Source organism: Mycobacterium sp. NGS22 (assembly GCF_059813095.1).
Map to the genome: position 1 here is coordinate 64304 of NZ_JCALDY010000022.1, position 16459 is coordinate 80762.

A 16459-nucleotide genomic window follows, 5' to 3' on the forward strand; every position below is an offset into this window, starting at 1 on the left:
CGCAGGTCACCGCATGCTGGCTAGCATGACCGAAACCAGCCTGCCCGATCTGGACTTGGACGCAGACATGAGTGAGCTTCCGACCGGAACCGTCACCTTGCTGCTGGCCGACGTCGAGGGTTCGACCCGACTGTGGGAGACCGACCCGGACGCGATGCGGGCCGCGGTCGAGCGCCTGGACCGCCATCTTTCGGACGCGACCGCCACCCATCACGGTGTGCGACCCGTCGAACAGGGTGAGGGCGACAGCTTCGTGATCGCGTTCGGCCGCGCCGTGGATGCGCTCAGTTGCGCGCTGGAGTTGCAGCAAACGGCGCCGGCGCCGATCAAGTTGCGCATCGGCATCCACACCGGGGATGTGCAGTTGCGCGACGAGAGCAACTACATCGGCTCGACGATCAACCGCACCGCCCGGTTGCGCGACCTCGCGCACGGCGGTCAAACCGTGCTCTCCGGAGCGACCGAGCTGCTGGTCATCGACCAGTTGCCGGCAGCCGTCACGCTCACGGATCTGGGTTCACATCCGCTGCGGGACTTCGCTCGGCCCGAGCGTGTGGTGCAGCTCTGCCATCCGGACCTGCGCAACGAGTTCCCGTCCCTGCGGGTTGCGAAAACGGGTGCGACGCAGAACCTTCCGATGCAACTCACCAGCTTTGTCGGGCGCACCGGGCAGACAGCCGAGCTGAGTGAGCTGCTGAGCGCCAACCGGCTGGTGACACTGACCGGCGCGGGCGGGTCGGGCAAGACGCGGCTGGGCATCGAGGTCGCAGCGGCACTGACCCCTCGGATGCCCGGTGGGGTGTGGTACGTCGACCTGGCTCCCCTCACCGACGCCGACGTCGTGCCGGTGGCGGCAGCTCGCGCGCTGGGCCTACCCGACGAGTCCGGCCAGTCGACGCCGGACACCCTGATCCGATTCATCGCCGACCAGCGACTGCTGATTGTGCTCGACAACTGTGAGCATCTCCTGGATGCGAGCGCATCGCTGGCAACGGCGATCCTCGGGGCGTGCCCGGAGCTGCGGTTGCTGACCACGAGCCGGGAACCGATCGGGGTGCCCGGCGAGGTCACCTACGTGGTGCCATCGTTGTCGCTGGCCGACGAAGCGATCCAGTTGTTCACCGACCGCGCCCGCCGCGCGCAGTCGGATTTCGCTGTGTCCGAGGACAATGCCGCGACGGTCACCGAGATCTGCCGAAGGCTCGACGGCATGCCGCTGGCCATCGAACTCGCCGCGGCGCGGGTGCGGGCGCTGACCCTCGACGAAATCCTCGCCGGACTGCACGATCGCTTCCGCCTGCTCACCGGCGGCGCTCGCCGGGCGGTGCGCCGCCAGCAGACGTTGCACGCCTCGGTGGACTGGTCGCATGCCCTACTCACCGACAGCGAACGGGTGCTTTTTCGGCGGCTGGCCGTCTTTCTCGGCGGCTTCGATCTGCCCGCCGCCCATGCGATTTCCGCCGAGGCCGGCGTGGAACGCTACCAGGTGCTCGACCAACTCACCCTGCTCGTGGACAAGTCGCTACTGAATGCTGAAAACCGCTGTGGCAGAACGCGATACCGGTTGCTGGAGACCGTCCGCCAATATGCGCTGGAGAAATTGGGCGAATCCGGCGAGGCCGATGGCATCGGCACCCGCCATCGGGACTACTACACCGCGCTGGCAGCCGAGCTCGACGCACCGGGCGGCCCCGATCATGCGCAGCGCCTCGAGCAGGCGGAGATCGAGATCGACAATCTCAGAGCCGCATTCGCCTGGTCGCTGGAGAACGGTGACAGCGTGCCGGCGTTGCGGCTCGCGGCATGCCTTCAGCCACTGTGGTTTTCGCGGTGGCGCTTGAAGGAAGGTCTCGCCCTGCTCGACGCCGCGCTGGCGGCCGAGGCCACCACCGATACTGACTATTATTCGGCGCGCGTGCGGGCACTGGCCGATAAAGGTCTGATACTCGCCTATCTCGGCACCACCGACAGCGCGCCGATCGCCAATCAGGGGCTTGCCCTGGCACGCGAGATCGCCGAGCCTGATGTGCTCATGCGGGCGCTCGTGACGCACGGAAACGCGTACGCCTATGACGCCGATGTCGCACGAGCGGACTTCGTCGAAGCCGCCGCGCTGGCTCGCGAACTCGGCGACCAATGGCGACTGAGCGGGATTCTGGGCTGGCGATCGGTAGCAGGGATGGTGGTGGGTGACCACGACGCCATCCGTGCCGCGGCGACCGAAGGTCGTGAACTTGCCGAAGTGATCGGCGATCAGTCCACCGCACGGGTGTGTCGGTTGGCACTCGCGACCGCGCACACCGATCGGGGCGAGGTGAGGCTGGCCACCGCCCCGCTGCGCGAGGTCATCGTCGATTCGACAACAGCCCGCGATGTATTCTGCCGATCAGTCGCGTTGATAAATCTGGTTTTTGCGCTGGCCTGGCAAGGCGACGTGGACGGCGCACAGGCGGCGATGGATGAGTTTCTGGACGATCGCTCGAAACCGGGCGAACTCGTGGACCGCGTCGGCTACTCGGCGATCGGCCTCATCAAGCTGTTCCGGGGGGACATCACCGGGGCGTGCGAGGCATACGAAGCGGCACTGCAGCGCACCCCGATAACGCCCGCGACGGTGGTCACTTACGTGGTGTCGGCATTGCCGTTGCTCGGCGGCGACCTCGCCGCAGCGCGCCGCCGTGCCGACGAGGTGGTGGCGGCGGCAAAGGACATCTCGCTGGTAGCGGCGCTGGCTACCCGAGCCCGCGTCGCGATCGCGCAGCGCGAGTTCGAGCAAGCCGGCGACGATGCGCTCCAGGCACTCATCGTGGCGGGCCAATCCCACGGCTACATGAGTGTGGCGGACGCGTTCGAATGCCTGGCCTACCTTGCGGCGGAGGCCGGTAATCAGCGAGAAGCGGCACGCCTGTTCGGAATTGCCGCTGCCGCACGCCAGTCCACCGGTGTCGTCCGATTCCCCATGCTTCAAGCCGACCATGAGAGTCAGCTCGCCGCGGTCCGAGACCAGTTGGGCGAGAACGAGTTTCAAGCCGCCTGGGATGAGGGTGCGGCCGTGACGATCGAGGAGGCGATCGCCTACGTCCGCCGCGGCCGCGGTGAGCGCACCCGCGCGAGCACCGGCTGGGACTCGCTGACCCGCGCGGAACTCGACGTGGCCAGGTTGGTCAGTGCGGGCCTGGGCAACAAAGAAGTCGCGGCACGGTTGTTCGTCTCACCGCGCACCGTGCAGGCGCATCTGACGCACATCTACACCAAGCTCGGGTTCAGTTCGCGGGTGCAGCTCGCCCAGGAAGCGGCACGGCGCAGCTGAGGTTGTCAGTCCAGCGCGGCCAGCGCGGCGTCGTAATCGGGCTCCTGGGCGATCTCGGGCACCAGTTCGGTGTAGGTGACGTCGCCGTCGGCGCCGATCACCACGATGGCGCGGGCCAGCAACCCGGCCATCGGGCCGTCGGCGATCGTGACGCCATAGTCCTCACCGAAGCTGTCCCGGAACGCCGAGGCGGTCGTGACATTCTCGGTGCCCTCGGCGCCGCAGAACCGCTGCTGGGCGAACGGCAGATCCTTGGACACGCACACCACCGACGCACCGGTTGCGCCGGCGCGCTCGTTGAACGTCTTCACGCTCTTCGCGCACACCGGGGTGTCCACCGACGGGAAGATGTTCAGCAACACGGCTTTACCGCCGAACTGTTCGTTGCTGACCGTGCCGAGATCGCCGCCGGTCAAGGTGAATGCCGGGGCCGGGGATCCAACGGCGGGAAGGTCGCCGACGGTGTTGATCGCATTTCCGCGCAAAGTTATCTGTGCCATGTGCACAGTCTGCCAAGCAGCGCCATGCCGCCCTTGATCGGGTCCTGATGTCCTGATTCGTGGGCACCACGACGTAGACGCCATGGTGTCGCATGGCCAAGACTGTCCGCATGGCACGAAAAGTCGTCATCGCCGGCTTCCCGGGAGTGCAGGCGCTTGATCTGATCGGGCCCTACGAAGTGTTCACCGGTGCATCTTTGCTGACCCAGGGCGGCTACGACGTTCTCGTGGCATCGCTGGAGGGACAAACCATCAGCACCGCCGCGGGATTGGGCTTCACCGCCGCACCGCTCCCCGATCCCCGCGACCGGGTCGATACCGTCGTGCTGCCGGGTGGCGGCGGCGTCGACGCTGCACGGACCAACCCCGAGTTTCTGGACTGGATCAAAGCGGTGGCCCGGACCGCCCGCCGCATCGTCACGGTCTGCACGGGCGCCTTCCTGGCAGCCGAAGCCGGATTGCTGGACGGGCATCGCGCGACCACGCACTGGGCGTTCGCCGACCGGTTGGCCGCTGAGTTTCCGGACATCGAGGTCGATCCCGACCCGATTTTCGTCCGCAGCAGCGCACGCATCTGGACCGCCGCAGGCGTCGCCGCCGGGATCGACCTGGCGCTGTCGCTGGTGGAGGACGATTACGGCACCGAGGTGGCGCAGACGGTCGCCCGCTGGCTGGTGTTGTATCTGCGGCGTCCCGGCGGGCAGACCCAGTTCGCCGCACCGGTGTGGATGCCGCGGGCCAAACGGACGTCGATCCGGGATGTGCAGGAGGCGATCGAGTCCGAACCGGGTGGCTCGCACAGCGTCGACGAGTTGGCGCGGCGGGCGGCGATGAGCCCGCGGCACTTCACCCGGGTGTTCACCGAAGAGGTCGGGGAGGCGCCCGGGCAGTACGTCGAACGCGTGCGCACCGAGGCCGCGCGCCGGCAACTCGAGGAAACCGACGACACCGTCGTGGCGATCGCGTCGCGGTGCGGCTTCGGCACCGCGGAAACCATGCGGCGCAACTTCATTCGGCGCGTCGGCATCCCACCTGATCAGTACCGCAAGGCGTTCGCCTGATCGCCAGCGTCTGCTCGAGAAACCAAGGAGAACACCCATGACCCAGATCGCCTTCGTGGCCTACCCGGGATTCACCGCGCTGGACATGATCGGCCCCTACGAGATGCTGCGTCAACTGCCGCACGCTGAGGTGCGCTTCGTCTGGCACGAGGTCGGGCCGGTCACCGCCGATTCCGGCGTGCTGGTGATCGGTGCCACCCACACGCTGGCCGAAACACCTTCGCCCGACGTCATCCTGGTGCCGGGCGGTCCGGGGACGCCGGTGCACGCACGCGACGAGAAGCTGCTCGGCTGGCTACGTCAGGCCCACCAGACTGCCAGCTGGACCACGTCGGTGTGCTCCGGTTCGGTGATCCTGGCGGCCGCCGGCCTGCTTCAGGATCGGCGCGCGACATCGCACTGGATCACCCTGCCCGCGCTGAAGGCGTTCGGCGTCACGCCGGTCGCCGACGAACGAATTGTGCACGAGAACAACATCATCACCAGCGCAGGCGTGTCCGCGGGTCTGGATCTCGGGCTCTGGCTGGCCGGCCAGATCAGTGGCGAGGCGCGCGCCAAGGCGATCCAGTTGGCGCTCGAATACGACCCGCAGCCGCCGTTCGACTCGGGCCACATGTCCAAGGCATCGGTCACGACCAAAGCCGCGGCCACGGCGTTGTTGTCCAAGGACAGTGCCGCACCCGCCAACCTCAAGGCCGCGACGCTGCTGGCGTGGGACCGCGCACTGCAGGTCGCGCGCACGCGCCGGCGCAAGCGGTCGTTGGCCCGCGTCTAAGTCCGGGGTTCCGGAAACTTCTTGGACGCGAACCGGCCGCCGGCCTCCAGCCAGGCGCCGACGGCGCCGGGGGCGTCACGGTTCGGGTTGTAGATGTCCTCCTCACTGGAGAACAACCCGTCACCCGCATAGACGAGCCGCGTCCAGTTGGGGAACCAGAACGGCTCGCCGTCGGGGTCGGTGGGGTGATCGAGCAGATTCTTGATCATGATGACCACGGCGTCGTTGTCTTCGTCGTAGGCGGTCCAGCCGGCGGGAAACCGCATGTGCGGGAACGGCGCCATCACGGCCACGATCCAGTCGCGCACCTCCTCGCGGCCGTGGAAAGTCCCGTAGTGATGCTCGATGTAGACGACATCCTCGGTGAACAGATCCGCGAACGGACGCCAGTCGCCCGACGCCGAGCAGCCTTCGACGACGGTCGTGTAGTTGCGGACGGCTTGCTCGATCTCTGCTTTGGCGAACTTGCCCATACCGGACACACTAGAGCCCATGGACGGGCGGGAGATGATGGCTACGCCTGCCCCTGAGCCCGACGAAGCCCGGTTCAGTTGCGCGGTCTGCGGCAACCTGGCCGGCCGGGTCAAGTTCCTGACTCCTGCCGACGCGGTCGGGGACGAACCGGGGTCCACCTTGCAGGCGCTGGCCGAACTGGACGTGCTGCAACGGCCCGCGCAACAAGCCGCGTTGTTGGTGCAGACGTTCTTCGGCGTCATCACGCAGCCGGTGTCGAGTGAGCGGTTCGAATGGCTCGGCTACGCAATCGCCGACGGCGACGCCGCGGCGCTGTATCGAATGGGCCACGCGTATGCCCCCTTTCACTGCCCCGACTGCCCGGCGTGCTACTGCGGTGTGCACTGGGACTGGCGGGAATTCGACGACGAGCCCTTCAGCGGCGTCGAAGGTCGCTGTCCCCGGGGACATTTCCACGTGCTGAGTTACTGAACGATGCAGGGTTTGCCGAATTGCGTTCGCACACCGCGGGAAAACATCGCAGGCAGAGGGTCTCCTGCGGGCTGGACCCCGGCCGCCGCCACCAGCTCGTCGTGCAATTCCACGATCTGCACGGCCTGCAGCGGCCATTGCACGTGATCGTTCGGCAGCCACCAGGTTCGGCCCGCCTTGCGGGTGTGCGCGCCCCAGCGGGCAGTGAGCCACACCTGCAGCGGCGTCGGTTCGATCACGTCGCCCACATCGACTGTCACCAGGCAGCGCAGCCCGCGCCGCGGCCAGCGCCGGACGCTGGTGTAGGTGATCCGGTTGTCCGAGCGGGTGATTCGCATCTTGGCCCACGTGTAGGGCACCCCGAGACCGACCCGGGTCACCGGCACCACCGCCAGTCGCTCGGTTTCCAGTGACCGGAACAGCACCCCGTGGCGTCCGGCGTCGTCGACCGAATACAACCGCACGTTCGTCTCGTGGAACGACCCGAGATACGGAAGCGGTAGTGCTGCACCCAATTTGGTGCTGGTCATGGTGAACGGAACCAGGCCGACGTAAGTCCATCCGTCGGCGAAGACGTCGGGACGGGTCCCGGGTGGGTACAGGTGCGTGATGCCCTCGGGCGCCACCGGCCAGTGGATGAAGGTCAGTTCGCTCCAGTATTGGTCGAAGGTGACCGGACGCACCAGCGGCGGCGGTGTGACCGGGTACCCCACCAGTTCCGGGGCCCGGTCGGGTTCGTCGGCAGACGGGGTGGCGCTCACCGGATCAGGGTGCCGTCCAGATATTGCGCACGGCACGCGACGCGGGCCAGCTTGCCGCTGGTGGTTCGCGGGATGGCACCGGCCGGCAGGAAACGCACGTCGGCGACCGGCAGGCCGTGCCGGCTGGACACCGCGGCGCGGATGGCGTCCATCGCGGGTGCCGGGTCGGCGCGGCTGGTGCCGGTGGCGCGTTCGGCGATGACCACCAAACCGTCCGGCCCGAGGAACACCGTCACGTATCCCCGTCGCACCATCGGCGACGCCTCGGCCACGGTGGCCTCGATGTCCTGCGGGTAGTGGTTGCGACCGTCGACGGTCACCAGATCGGCGATCCGGCCGGTGACGTAGAGCTCGCCGTCGAGGTAGACGGCCAGGTCGCCGGTGCGCAGCCAGTTGCCGTCGACATCGGATCCAGTGGCATGGCTGCCTACCGGGAGGGTCGACTTCAGCTTGGCGCCGAACGTCGCACGCGTCTCCTCCGGACGTCCCCAATAACCGCGTCCCACGTTGTCGCCCTGCAGCCACGGCTCGCCGACCTGACCGTCGGGCAGTTCGCAACCGGTTTGCGGGTCGACGATGACGAGCCACAGACTGCGGGCCACCTGGCCGCACGACACCTGCGCGACGGCGTTGGCCGCATCCGGGGGCACCCGGACCGCGCGCCCCGCACCGAGTTGCTCTCGGTCCAGATAGATCACCGAGGTCTCGGCGGCGTGGTCGATGGTTGCGATCATCAGCGTCGCCTCGGCGATACCGTAGGAAGGTTTGAATGCGGTGCGCGGCAACCCATATGGGGTGAACGCCTTCTCGAAGGTCCGCACCGCGTCGACGCTGACCGGCTCGGAGCCGATGATCAGCACGACGTTTCCGAGGTCGATGTCGTGCCCGGCGCCGGGCAGACCGCGCTGCGCCGCCCATTCGTAGGCGAAGTTGGGCGCCGCGGTGACCACACGGTCGGTCCGCGAGCCGTCCGACAGTGCCTGGATCCAGCGTTGCGGCCGGCGCACGAACGCCGTGGGTGACATCAGCGTGGTGTGGCCCCCGTAGACGGTGGGAAAGCCGATCATCGACAGGCCCATGTCGTGGTAGAGCGGCAACCAGCTCACGCCATGGGTGTTCCGGTTGAGCAGGTCGATCGACAGGATCATCTGGGTCAGGTTGGTCGCCACCGCCCGGTGGGTGATCTCCACGCCCACGGGCGGCCGGGTCGCACCGGAGGTGTACTGCAGGTAGGACACCGCGTCCATGTCCAGCGCCACGGGGACGAACAGGTCCTGGCTCCCGTCGGGGATCTGGTCGATGACCAGTACCCGCGGCTCGGCAAGCCCGGCAACGGTTTTCAGGAAGCTCTCGACGGCGTCCTTGGCCGCGGTCGTGGTGAGGACGACGGTCGGTTTCGAGTCGAGAAGCGCGGTTTGCAGACGTTCAGCGTGGCCGGGCAGCTCGGGAGCGAACAGCGGCACCGCGATGGTGCCCGCCTTGATCGCGGCGTAGTAGCCGACGACCCAGTCGATGCTCTGCGACGCCAGTATCGCGACCCGGTCACCGGGCCCGGCGTGCTGCTGGATGTGTGCGGCGACGGCGCGCAGCCGAACCCCGAACTGCGCCCAGGTCACGTCCTCGGCGTGTGCTTCGCCCGGGCGCCCATAGTCCAGGAAACGGTAGGCGACCTCGTTGCCGACGTGGCGGATATTGCGGTCGATCAGCGAGATCAGCGTCGTGTCCGGGGGCAACGCGATGTTCCCGTCGGCGTCCAGGCAATCCTCGATCTCGAGCAGGCCGTCGGGCACTGCTGGCTCCTGCCGGGCACCGCCTTCCATGACCGCAGTCTATAAACCGCTCGCTGGGCTACTCCCCCGCCGCCGGCTCGTGCTCGCCGGAGTCGTGGTAGCCCGCCCCGAATTGCGGAACCTGTAGCGGTTCGTCATTGCGCACTGCGTTGACGGCGTTGGTCAGCAGCGGAGCCAACCCCGCGAAAGACCCGACGTCGAACAACAGCAGCGTGAGCAGGCGGTTGTGCACGTAGCCGAACGAGCTGCCGGACTCCGGATCCGCCCAGCCGACCGTCCCGCCCAGACCGATGTGACCGTAGCCTTCCAAAAACCCTGGGACAGGCGATGATTGGTAACCCTGGTGGTAGGTGAAGGGCAGACCCAGGTTCAGGTCCGGCCACAACTCGGCCTTGCCCTTCATCCCGGATACCGCCTCCGACGACAGCACCCGGGTGCCGTCGATGACGCCGTCGTTGGCCAGCACCGCGTACGTCTTCGCCAGCGCGCGTGCGGTCACCACGCCGTTGACCGCTGGCAGCTCGCCATCCAAAAACGGCATGTCGTCCTGCAGCATCGACATGATGCCGGGAAAATAAATCGAGCCGAGCAGCCCGGAGAAGGACAGCCCCGCGACCTTGGGAGCGATGAAGTCCAGCAGCGGGGTCGGGATCTTGGCCTGGGGCAGCAGCGTCTGCGCGGCCTTGGTCGGACACTCGGCCGGTGGCCGGCCGAGGTGCAACCCGTCGGTGTTCAGTGGGCGGGCGAGTTCCTCTCGGAACAGTTCGCGCATGCCTTTGTCGGTGGCCGCGCGGGCCAGACCGGAGAGCAACCAGCCGTAGGTGATCGCGTGGTAGGCCATCTTGCCGTGCGCGCGGTCCACCGGGGCCGCCGCCAGACGCTGCTCCATGAGCAGGTGGTCCATGATCGTGTCCTTGTCGACGCCCTTGAGGTGCGACAGACCGGCGCGGTGCCGCAAGACGTCGCTGACGGTGATCTCGGACTTGCCGTTGGCCGCGAACTCGGGCCAGTAGTCGGCGACCGGCGCATCGTAGGACAGCAGACCGCGATCGACGAGAAGGTGAATGATGGTGGCGGCCAAGCCTTTTGTCGCCGAAAACACCATGGCGCCGGTGTCGGCGGTCCACGGCACGTCGCCCTTGCGGTCCGAATAGCCCGTCCATACGTCGACCACCTGTCGGCCGTCGACGAACACCGACAGAGCCCCGCCGCCGAACTTGCGCCCGGGATACAACCCGGCGAACGCACGGGTCACATTCAGGAAGCGGGAATCACACGCGCCCTGCACGCCGGAAGGTAAACCATTGTCGCTGGTGAGAATCGACGGTTGCGCCATACCGTGAATGATGGCAGCTTGCTAGCCCGGCATCCAGATGCTGCCCAGCGCGTCGATCATGGCCCCGGGGTCCTGATTGTCGACGTTGCAGCTGACGGCCACGGCCGTGCGACGGTCACTGCTGATGCGGAACGCGGTGACGAAGCCGGCCCAAACCCCGGGATGATCGAGCATGCCGTTGGCAAGTGACTGGATCCCGGCGCCGTAGCGGTCGCCGCCGCCCGGCTCGGTCTCCACCGCCCCGGCCAGCTGCGCGTCGAGCAGCTGTGGACCGCCGACCTTGCCGGTTCGATAGTTGTCGGCCCACCGAACCAACTGGCCGGGTGTGGTCTGGATGCCGCCGTCGCCTACCTGTTCCCATTTGAAGTCCACGACTTGGTAGTCGTCTGACTTGGTGTACGCCACAGCCTTGTTCGGAACCTTGGCGACGGGCTCGAGCGCCATGTTCAGGCCGAGCGGACGAAAGATCTCGGCGCCGATGAAGTCCGCGAGCGCACGACCCGAGACGCGGCGCACGATCTCGCCGAGCAACAGGTAGTTGGAGTTGTTGTACTCGTAACGCGCACCGGGCCTGAAGCTCAACTCCGGCGCCGACACCAGCGCCTGCAGCGCCTGTGCTTCGGTGGTGCGGTCGGTGTAGCTGAATCCTTGCTCCTGAAGCAGGTTCGAGTAGTCGGGGATCCCGCTGGTGTGATGCATCAACTGGGCCAGGCTGACGCTTGCGGCCCACGGCGGCATCTCGGGCAGGTGCTGCGACAGCCGATCGTCCAGCGTGAGTCTGCCCGCCTCGGACAGCAACAGAATCGACGTGGCGGTGAACTGCTTGGACACCGAAGCGATGTCGAAGACCGTGTCCGCAGTGATCTTGGTCTTGTTGCTCAAGTCGGCCAGACCCGCGACGCCGGTCCAGGCGATACGACCCTCGGTGCCCACCGCGGCCGAACAGCCCGGCCCGTCGGCTTCGACCGCGGAGTCCAGCACGTGCTGGCTGTTACCGGCCTGGGCGCCGGAGACTGTCGTGGTCGCGGTGCCGGTCCCCGAGACGGGCGCGTCATGGGCATTACTGCAACCGGCGATCACCAGCACCGAGATCAGCCACGCCGCGCCGCACCGGCAGCGAGAGAACCTATTCGTCATCGACATCGGTTGTCGGGCAATCTCATCCATTCGCTGACTGGTCAGGCATCGGTGCGCAGTAGCCGCCCGACCACGGAGCGGTTCGGGTCGGCTTCGCGTTCGGCGAGCATCAGTTCGATACCGTCCTCGATTGCTGCGGCGGTACGTTCGCGCACCTTGCGGGCAGCGTTGTCGTCATCTTCCTGACCCTGGAATTCAGCGGTGCCGATCGGCTCGCCGAACCAGTAGTACTGCCGTTCGGGACGCGGCAGCGGCGTCAGGCCCACGCCACGCACCAGCGGCGGCGCGTCAGAAACCCCCAGCAGCTTCTCGGCCAGGAACTGCACCGGCGCCAACAGCGGGGATTGGTTGTCCAGCACGATGTCGATGCCGTGTTCGGCGCCCACCGAGGCGAACGGCACGATCGGGTAACCGAATCGAATCGCCAAGCGCGCGAACCCGAGTCGGTTCTTCCAGACCAACTTGTAGCGTTCATTCTTGCGCTTGTTGACTTCACGGCCACCGCCGGGGAACACCATCACGAGTTCACCGCGTCGCATCAATTCGGCGGCATTCTCCCGGGTGCCGTCGACCACGCCCATTCTCTTCAGCCCGTCCCCCCAGCCGGGAACTTTGAAGTGGGCGTGGTCACCGAGGGAGCGGACCAATCTGTCCCGCTCCCACAGTTCAGCCGCCAGCAACGGCGCATCGACGATGCCGAGCGTGTTGTGATTGCCTACCAGCAACGCGCGTTCGGTCGGCACGTTGTCAATGCCATATACCTTGGGCTTGATCAACTTTCGCAACGGCTTCAGCACGTTCAGCGCCGCTGCGACGTCGGCCTTGGTGAGGGTGGCCAACTCGGTGACGTCGTCGGCTTTCGGCACATGGTGAGTATGCCCCTGCCGGCGGCCGCACGGAATCACTTCCGTTGCGAAGGTCCGGCCCGGGGTCGCCTACCGGCCGCGCGGTAGGGTACACGGCGACATTCATCGAGACGGGGAGTTTGACATGTCGGGTCGCAAGTTCACATTCGAGGTCAACAAGACCACCAGTGCACCCCCCGCAACTGTGTTCCGGCTGGTGACCGACGGTGGCAACTGGTCGTCCTGGGCAAAGCCCGTCGTCATGACCTCCAGTTGGGTGCGGCAGGGCGACCCCGCCCCGGGTGGGGTCGGAGCCATCCGCAAGCTCGGCATGTGGCCGGTGTTCGTGCAGGAGGAAACCGTCGAGTACGAACAGGACTACCGGCACGTCTACAAGCTGGTGGGATCCCGGCAGCCGGTCACCGATTACGTCGCCGAGGTGGTCCTGACCCCGACCCAGACGGGCGGCACCAATATCTACTGGGGCGGGTCGTTCACCGAGAAGGGGCGCGGGACCGGCGCGGCCGCGCGTGCCGCGATGGGCGGCGCGGTCAAGTACTTCGCGGGCAAGTTGGTGAAGGCGGCCGAGCGCGAATCGCCTACCCGGTAGCCTTGGCGGACAACGCTTTTCGCAGTTACTGAGCTCCGACCTCGTCCTGGTATTTCTTGGTCATGTGCTCGATGGCCTGCAACTGCGTCTGAGCCAGTCCCTCACGCATCTGGCCGGCGCGTTCCGCGGCTGCCAACGTGGGTTCGGCCTGTCCCTGGAAGTGCGGCATCACTTCCGCGGCGAACAGCTCGGCCGAGCGTCTGGTCGCGGCCGGATTGGCCCACTCGTGGCCCATCTGCAGCATGCAGCCGAAACCACCGGATTGATCCCACAACCGCTGGACCTGTTCCCGGGCACGTTCGGGGGTGCCGATCACCCCGGCGCCGTTCTCGTTGATCATGTCGATCATCTCGTCGAGCCGGTCCCCCGGCATCGTCATCTGCGGGAAGGCGGCCACTTTCTGGAAATAGCGGAACCAGGGTTCGATGCCGAATTTCACGTCGGCGCGGGCTTGTTCGTCGGTTTCGGCGATGTGCATGGGCCCCACCAGAGTCCAGTTGCTGCGGTCGACGCGGGTGCCGAATTTCGCCGCACGCTCCTCGACGATGCCCCAGTGGTAGGCCAGCGCGTCGAAGCCCTCGACGACCAGTGTCGCGCCGATGGACAGCAACCCGATGCCGTGCTTGCCGGCCAGTCGCGCTCCCGTCGGCGACGCGACCGCGGCGACCGCCAGCGGAATCCCACCGTCTGAGTAGGGGGCGAGTTGCAGCCGGGCGTCGAACAATTGGTGGGTGGCGGTCTTGGCGCTGACCGTCTCCCCCGCCAGCAGCCGGACCACGATGTCGAGGTTGGTCTCGAGCAACTCGCGGGTGTCGGTGGGCGTCAGCCCGATCATGGACGAGTCGGTGGGCAGTGATCCGGGACCGACCCCGCCGATGATGCGGCCGTGGGTGAGGTGATCGAGCAGCATCAGCCGGTCCGCCACCCACAGCGGGTTGTGGTAGGACAGCGAGATGACACCGGTGCCGAATCGAATCCGCTTGGCCCGCTGAGCCGCCGCCCCGATGAATATCTCTGGGGAACTGATGATTTCGCTTCCGGCCGAGTGGTGCTCGCCGATCCATGCCTCGTCGAATCCCAGGGCGTCGAGATGTTCGACGAACTCCAGATCACGCTGCAGAGCGAGCGTCGGGTTGGTGCCGGCGCGGTGGAATGGTGCGATGAAATATCCGAACCTGAGCTTCGCCATCGGGGCTCCCTTGCGATCGACGCTGACCGAACCCTAGCCCGGCGAGGACGCCCGCCGGAACAGTCCCACTGGTCCCGGGGCCGGAACAAACAAGGACCGGGGTCACCCCCGGTCCTTGTCGGTCGACATCTCGTCCGCCGATATCAATGTGAGCGGTCGATCACGGAAAGCCGCCGCAGATGTTGCCGACGCAGCCGCCGCCACCGCCCGGTCCGCCGCCGCCACCGCCGACGCCGGGAATAGTGCCACCGCCGCCACCGGGTCCGCCGCCGCCGGTCGGGCCACCGGGTACGCCACCGCCGCCGCCGCCGGGTCCGCCGCCGCCGCTCGGGCCACCGGGCACGCTGCCGCCGCCACCACCGGGTCCGCCCCCGCCGCTCGGGCCACCGGGCACGCTGCCGCCGCCACCACCGGGTCCGCCGGTGCCGCTCGGAGCGGGTGAGGTCTCCGAATTGGCGGGAGCGCTCGTCGATGTCGCCGGCGTTGACGGAGTGGTGCTGCTGCTGGGCGACTTGTTGTCGCCGCCGCCGCAGGCCACGGCCATGACGAGCATGGCGCCGCCGCCGAAGACCGCAAACGCCGTCCTGGCTTCAGATCTCATCAGACTCACCAATCTTCACTGTTGTCTGCAAATGTGCTCGGGTCGCATACCCCCTAATTTGGGGGCGGAAACTAGCGTCAGGAGCACCGGAATCTCCGCCATAGGACGCCACGGCCGGGGTCACCCGGCGCGGAACAACAGCTCATCGGACGGCCGAGGTGGGTGAGTTGCGCGCTTCCACCTCGGTCACCGGCCTGGCGTCGTAGGCTGCAGATTCGGGCATCGGCATTCGGGTGATGTCCTGGGCCGTCTACGCTCGGAAATTGCGCCACGGCATTTGAATTCTTTTATTTGTGAAGTTTTTGAGGCGCATATGTCGTGCATCAAGCGGTGCATTCGAGGGCAAACTCCAGCAGCGTCAGTGTGCCGCCGAGCGCGGGCGAATTCCGTTGGGGCTTCGTGACTCCGGGCTGGTAGAGGCCCTGCGTCGGTTGACACCGGACGCGGAACCAATGCTCCAAAAACGCTTTGTAAAGTAAACTGTCAAATGGCCTGTTGGTTTATCACATTTTGATAACGGTTAGATCGCGTTTTGATAAATCCGACGGTTTACCACCTGTGTCTCCGCGTAACTTGTGCGCTACCAGATCACCTTGCTGACGGTTGTGGGTCGGGAATCACGCCGGTTGTAGATGGCTGTCCGTGGCGCGATGCCACCAGAGAGAGGTAGAGCGATGAGCTTCTTTGTGCTGCCACCGGAGATCAACTCGGCTTTGATCCACGCCGGTGCGGGCGCCCAGCCGATGTTGGCGGCAGCGGCGGCTTGGGGTGGGCTTGCAGACGAATTGGCAACGGCGGCGGGCGCTTTCGAGACCGTCACGGCCGGGCTGACCGGTGGTGCATGGCAAGGCGCGGCATCGCAAGCCATGGCGGCCGTCGCGGCCCCGTACGCAAGTTGGCTGGCGGCGGCGGCCAGCCAGGCTACGCAGGCGGCCACCCAGGCCTCGACGCTGGTCGGCGAATTCGAGGCGGTCCGAGCCGCCATGGTGATTCCGGAACTGGTCTCGGCGAACCGCAATCAGCTGGTGTCACTGGTCATGTCCAACATCTTCGGGCAGAACGCCCCCGCCATCGCGGCGATGGAGTCGCTGTACGAAGAGATGTGGGCACTCGACGTGTCGGCCATGGCGGCCTACCACGCCGGAGCCTCGGCCGTCGCAGCCGGACTGACACCGTTCCTGCAGCCGGCGAACTTCCTGGGTTTGTTGCAGAGCTCGGTGGAGTCGAACTTCAACGTGGGCTTCGCCAATGCGGGTTACGGCAGCATCGGTACCGCCAACGTCGGCAACCTGAACCTCGGCAGCGGCAACATCGGCAACTACATCCTCGGTGCCGGGAACATCGGCAGCGGGATCATCGGTTTCGGGAACCTCGGTGACAACAACTTCGGGTTCGGCAACGTCGGAACCGGCAATCTCGGCTTCGCCAACATCGGGCCGGGGCTGACCGCAGGCCTGCGAAACTTCGGTTTCGCCAACATCGGCGCCGACAACTTCGGCTTCGGCAACACCGGTAATGGCAACGTCGGCTTCGGCAACACCGGTAACGGCAACATCGGCTTCGGGCTCACCGGCGACAACCAGGTCGGCTTCGGCGCGC

Annotated in this window: 15 protein-coding genes; 6 read left to right on the top strand and 9 right to left on the bottom strand. The window is 66.7% G+C overall.

Annotation, left to right across the window (positions count from 1 at the left end):
• The first annotated feature begins 67 nt into the window (after positions 1–67).
• Complete coding sequence (locus AC5Y47_RS19525) at positions 68–3310, top strand: LuxR family transcriptional regulator (RefSeq protein WP_499945917.1); 3243 nt, start codon at positions 68–70, stop codon at positions 3308–3310.
• Positions 3311–3315: 5 nt separating this feature from the next.
• Here AC5Y47_RS19525 and tpx read toward each other — a convergent pair whose 3' ends face one another.
• Positions 3316–3810, bottom strand: coding sequence for a thiol peroxidase (gene tpx / locus AC5Y47_RS19530; RefSeq protein ID WP_499945903.1), 495 nt, complete (start codon positions 3808–3810; stop codon positions 3316–3318).
• 110 nt (positions 3811–3920) lie between these two features.
• On the opposite strand from tpx, the gene AC5Y47_RS19535 reads away from it, so the two are divergent.
• Together AC5Y47_RS19535 and AC5Y47_RS19540 are read left to right on the top strand one after the other, a co-directional pair.
• Entirely contained in the window at positions 3921–4871 is a 951-nt protein-coding gene (locus tag AC5Y47_RS19535) for a GlxA family transcriptional regulator (RefSeq protein WP_499945904.1), read from the top strand.
• 37 nt (positions 4872–4908) lie between these two features.
• Positions 4909–5646 carry a DJ-1/PfpI family protein gene (locus AC5Y47_RS19540; protein WP_499945905.1) on the top strand — a complete coding sequence of 246 codons (738 nt, stop codon included), beginning with the start codon at positions 4909–4911 and terminating at the stop codon, positions 5644–5646.
• Here the strand turns inward: AC5Y47_RS19540 and AC5Y47_RS19545 are convergent.
• On the bottom strand, positions 5643–6119 hold the full coding sequence (locus tag AC5Y47_RS19545; protein WP_499945906.1) for a nuclear transport factor 2 family protein: 477 nt from the start codon (positions 6117–6119) through the stop codon (positions 5643–5645). The genes AC5Y47_RS19540 and AC5Y47_RS19545 overlap by 4 nt on opposite strands.
• 19 nt (positions 6120–6138) lie before the next feature.
• On the opposite strand from AC5Y47_RS19545, the gene AC5Y47_RS19550 reads away from it, so the two are divergent.
• Entirely contained in the window at positions 6139–6591 is a 453-nt protein-coding gene (locus tag AC5Y47_RS19550; RefSeq protein ID WP_499945907.1) for a hypothetical protein, read from the top strand.
• Here the strand turns inward: AC5Y47_RS19550 and AC5Y47_RS19555 are convergent.
• The 5 genes from AC5Y47_RS19555 to AC5Y47_RS19575 are packed head-to-tail and all read right to left on the bottom strand — an operon-like array spanning position 6585 to position 12520.
• Entirely contained in the window at positions 6585–7352 is a 768-nt protein-coding gene (locus AC5Y47_RS19555; protein ID WP_499945908.1) for a YqjF family protein, read from the bottom strand. The two genes, AC5Y47_RS19550 and AC5Y47_RS19555, sit on opposite strands and share 7 nt — an antisense overlap.
• On the bottom strand, positions 7349–9172 hold the full coding sequence (locus AC5Y47_RS19560; protein WP_499945909.1) for a fatty acyl-AMP ligase: 1824 nt from the start codon (positions 9170–9172) through the stop codon (positions 7349–7351). Before AC5Y47_RS19560 ends, AC5Y47_RS19555 begins: the two co-directional genes overlap by 4 nt.
• 28 nt (positions 9173–9200) lie before the next feature.
• A complete protein-coding gene (lipD, locus tag AC5Y47_RS19565; RefSeq protein WP_499945910.1) occupies positions 9201–10478 on the bottom strand; it encodes a lipase LipD in 1278 nt (425 codons plus the stop codon).
• Positions 10479–10499: 21 nt separating this feature from the next.
• Positions 10500–11615 (bottom strand): serine hydrolase domain-containing protein, encoded by a 1116-nt coding sequence (locus AC5Y47_RS19570; RefSeq protein WP_499945911.1) that lies wholly within the window; start codon positions 11613–11615, stop codon positions 10500–10502.
• Positions 11616–11656: 41 nt separating this feature from the next.
• Positions 11657–12520, bottom strand: a complete 864-nt coding sequence (locus AC5Y47_RS19575) for a lysophospholipid acyltransferase family protein (protein WP_499945912.1) — start codon at positions 12518–12520, stop codon at positions 11657–11659.
• An 85-nt stretch (positions 12521–12605) separates the two neighbouring features.
• On the opposite strand from AC5Y47_RS19575, the gene AC5Y47_RS19580 reads away from it, so the two are divergent.
• Positions 12606–13070 carry an SRPBCC family protein gene (locus AC5Y47_RS19580; protein ID WP_499945913.1) on the top strand — a complete coding sequence of 155 codons (465 nt, stop codon included), beginning with the start codon at positions 12606–12608 and terminating at the stop codon, positions 13068–13070.
• Between the two features lie 25 nt (positions 13071–13095).
• Here the strand turns inward: AC5Y47_RS19580 and AC5Y47_RS19585 are convergent, their stop codons facing one another.
• Positions 13096–14259, bottom strand: coding sequence for an LLM class flavin-dependent oxidoreductase (locus AC5Y47_RS19585; RefSeq protein WP_499945914.1), 1164 nt, complete (start codon positions 14257–14259; stop codon positions 13096–13098).
• A 160-nt stretch (positions 14260–14419) separates the two neighbouring features.
• Positions 14420–14860, bottom strand: a complete 441-nt coding sequence (locus AC5Y47_RS19590) for a hypothetical protein (RefSeq protein WP_499945915.1) — start codon at positions 14858–14860, stop codon at positions 14420–14422.
• 674 nt (positions 14861–15534) lie between these two features.
• Between AC5Y47_RS19590 and AC5Y47_RS19595 the strand changes: the two genes are divergently transcribed.
• Positions 15535–16459 (top strand): PPE family protein (locus AC5Y47_RS19595; protein ID WP_499945916.1); only part of this gene is annotated, 925 nt, incomplete at its 3' end.